The organism is Klebsiella sp. HMSC25G12 (assembly GCF_001807705.1).
GTDB lineage: Bacteria > Pseudomonadota > Gammaproteobacteria > Enterobacterales > Enterobacteriaceae > Klebsiella > Klebsiella variicola.
In genome coordinates this window covers 1,125-4,376 of sequence record NZ_KV789822.1, presented here as the reverse complement: position 1 = coordinate 4,376, position 3,252 = coordinate 1,125, and the positions used below count along the sequence as shown (strand labels likewise).

The following is a 3,252-nucleotide window of genomic DNA, read 5'->3' as shown; positions in this document are numbered from 1 at the left end:
GCACTCTGCAGGGCAACGCCGTTTCGCGCCCGCGCTCTTCGTCGTTGCGGCGGGTGCCTGCTCCTTCCCCCTGGCGCCGTATCCCCCGTTTGAGTCCATTCGCCTGGGCTGAGACAACCACAGTCGCCATCATCCGTCCAGGGTAAATGGCACGCGGTAAACCGCGCCCTGGACAGCTGCTGTCGCCCGTGCTCGTTTACGCCCTTGCGGCGAACGGCTCTCAAACGGGTGAAGTTAATACCAGGGGGCAGGTTCAGCAGGTCCCCGCACAAAGTCAAAACCGCGGCCCCGGCAACTCAACGGGTGATGTTCTTTAAAAATCAGGAAAAAGAAAAATGCAGGATCCTTCATTGCGAACGTATCGGATCGCATTTCTGGGAAGCAATGCCAGCGGCAATCTGCCGATGTTTACCCGGGTGCAGGCCACGACCGGAAAACGGGCGATAAAAGCGTTTATTGAACGCTGTAAACCCGTCAAAGGCTGGTTTCTGGGCGCACCTGAAGACATTACCGATCAGGTTCAGAAGGAGGAAGAAGAGGCGGGAAGCAAACCGCAGATATGAAAAAAGCAGGGTAAACCCTGCTTCTCCCACGCCGTAAAAATCGCACGAACGGTTTTTACGGCTTCGTTAACTACCATAAGGAGTCAACTCTATGATCGTTTCTATTTTTTCACCTTCCGCAGGCGCTGTAAAGCCCCGTCGTCACTCGCGCATTCTGCGCGCAGATATCACCGCACCGGAGATTGATCCCGCTCTCAGAGCTTTCGGGCGTCATATCGCCAGAAGTCACCGCAAAGGGCGCGGTGTCCACATCCCCGCGATGAAAAATACCGCCCTCGGGCAGGTACTCCGCACGCTGGAACTGAAACGCGCATTTAACTGATGAGGTGAGCCGCCCCGCGAGGGGCGGCAACTGCAGGAAGGAGAAAACACAATGGCACCGACTATCGCACAGATCATGACGGAAAACACCGCAGGCCAGACCTACCGGGCAACCTATTCACCCGATGACAACAAACTGCGACTTTACGCATCATTACGGCTCGATGAGGAAACGTATTCTCTGATCAACAAAGCCGGCTTTCGCTGGGCGCCCAAACAGGAACTCTTTGTGGCGCCAGCCTGGACGCCGGGGCGGGAGGATGTCCTGCTTTCCCTCGCCGGTGATATCGAGGACGAGGACAGTACCCTGTTTGATCGCCAGGAGCAGCGCGCCGGGCGGTTCAGTGACTACAGTGACCGGCGGGCGGTTGAATCGGAGCAGGCGCTTGCGCATGTTGATTCGCTGGCATCGGCTGTCCCGCTGGGACAGCCGATCCTGGTAGGCCACCACAGCGAGCGCCGCGCGCGCCGGCATGCGCAGAAAATTGAGAACGGCATGAAACGTGCGGTGATGCTGTTCGAGCGCGCGGAATACTGGGAACAGCGCGCGCAGGCCTCTCTGCAACACGCGAAATACAAGGAGCGTCCGGATGTGCGTTACCGCCGTATCAAAAAAATCGAGGCGGAATTACGCAAGTCCCAAAAACACATTGCCCGGTCTGAAAAGTATATGACGATGTGGCGTGCGCAGACGCTCGATCTGAATATGGCGTTACTGGTCAGTAATTATGACCATATTTATGCCAGCTTCACGCTCGACAAATACCCCCGCCCGGCAGAGAAAAGCCAGTATGAGGGTTCGATGTCTCTCCATTCCGCCCTGACTGAGGAGATCATTACTTTTGAACAGGCGCGGGATATTGCGATCCGCTGTCATGAGCGCACGATTAGCCACCAACAGCGCTGGGTTAATCATTACCAGAACCGCCTGGCCTACGAACGCGCGATGCTCAATGAAAACGGAGGCGTTGTCACCCGAACAGAGGAATTTGAACCAGGCGGGCAGGTACTGAGCCGGGGAGAATGGTTAACCATTCTCCGGGTTAACCGGAGTCAGGGGGAGGTGAGTTCAGTCGAAACGCCCTGTTATCGCTTTCTGGGCTACAGCGGCACGATGAAACTCACGCCCGACCGTATCACGGACTACAAAGCCCCGACAGCGGAGGAAGCCAGCGACGCGAAGAAAGCGGCGAAGCGCCCACCGATCGTCAACTATCCGGGCGAAGGGTTCCGGGAAATGACAAAGGCCGAGTGGGCGAAATTACCCGCTGATTATAAAGGCGTGCGGGGTGCTGCAGAAACTGAAACACACGGCGCTTACCGCTTCCGCCGGTGCATGACGCACGGCTGTAGGCTCGTGAATGTGTATATCACAGACATGAAAACCGTTGAAATTCCGAAAAAATGACAGGAAGGCTCCCCGGCATCTTGCCGGGGAGGTCAGGGAGTATATTCATGCATCATGACCTTAAACACCGTATTCAGGCGATGCGGGACAAACTGGAGGGGCGCGCCCCTGTCGCTGAAATTCAGGGTAGCTCGCAGCTTTTTGTTACCCCCTCCCCGGAATGTCGCCGGCTGGTTGAGCTGGCTGATGTCCGGGAAACCGATCGCGTTCTGGAACCCAGCGCCGGAACGGGCGCTATACTGCAGGCGATCAGGGATGCAGTCCCCCGGGCGAAGTGTGACGCCGTGGAGCTGCACGCCGGATTAGTCAGCCACCTGCAGGCACGTTTCCCGGAGGTCCGGACCTGGTGCGGGGATTTTCTCGAATACCATCCGGATCGCCGGTATACCCGAATCATCATGAATCCGCCGTTTCATCGCGGTGATGATATCCGGCATATCCGGCGGGCATTAACTCTGCTTGAACCTGGCGGGATTCTGACTGGCATATGTCTGGACGGGCCGCGTCAGCAAAAGGCGCTGGAGTCCCTGGCGGACGTCTGGGAGCCATTGCCGCGGGGAACATTCACGTATACCGAGGTAGCGACCGCCATCCTCAGAATAACCGTCTGATGACACATTATGCCGGCGGGGGGATCTGTCCCCGTCTGGCCGCGCCTCGAAAGGCCGCGCGCCTGCGGCGCAGAAAAGCCGGGCCGCGCTGACGCGCCGCCCGCATTTCCTTTCCGCGTCTTCCCTGTTTGCTGCCTGCTGTCTGTCTGCTTCCTCTTCTTCTCCCTGCTGTGATGTCTCTTTTTAACCCTTAAAGGCTTTAAAAGCACACCCGCACTGGACACCTTCGGCTCCCGGCCAGCTGCGCTGTCCAGTCGTCGAGCCACACTCCGCCAGGGCAGCTGCTTCGCACCTGCCGGGCTCCGCCGAACCCGCAGGCGGTTTCGGGCCTGACGGCTAGTGTCTGATG

4 protein-coding genes are annotated in these 3,252 nt (G+C 58.1%); all 4 read left to right on the top strand.

Annotated features, from left to right (window positions below; genetic code table 11):
• Nucleotides 1-335 precede the first annotated feature (335 nt).
• The 4 genes from HMPREF3096_RS04785 (at nt 336) to HMPREF3096_RS04770 (ending at nt 2,903) form a co-directional block, all read left to right on the top strand.
• Nucleotides 336-563 (top strand): hypothetical protein, encoded by a 228-nt coding sequence (locus HMPREF3096_RS04785; RefSeq protein ID WP_032420961.1) that lies wholly within the window; start codon nt 336-338, stop codon nt 561-563.
• Nucleotides 564-654: 91 nt separating this feature from the next.
• Nucleotides 655-885, top strand: a complete 231-nt coding sequence (locus HMPREF3096_RS04780) for a CCDC81 family HU domain 1-containing protein (protein ID WP_001568051.1) — start codon at nt 655-657, stop codon at nt 883-885.
• 51 nt (nt 886-936) lie between these two features.
• On the top strand, nt 937-2,292 hold the full coding sequence (locus tag HMPREF3096_RS04775) for a DUF3560 domain-containing protein (RefSeq protein ID WP_048295714.1): 1,356 nt from the start codon (nt 937-939) through the stop codon (nt 2,290-2,292).
• Nucleotides 2,293-2,339: 47 nt separating this feature from the next.
• Complete coding sequence (locus tag HMPREF3096_RS04770; RefSeq protein ID WP_064181683.1) at nt 2,340-2,903, top strand: class I SAM-dependent methyltransferase; 564 nt, start codon at nt 2,340-2,342, stop codon at nt 2,901-2,903.
• Nucleotides 2,904-3,252 lie beyond the last annotated feature (349 nt).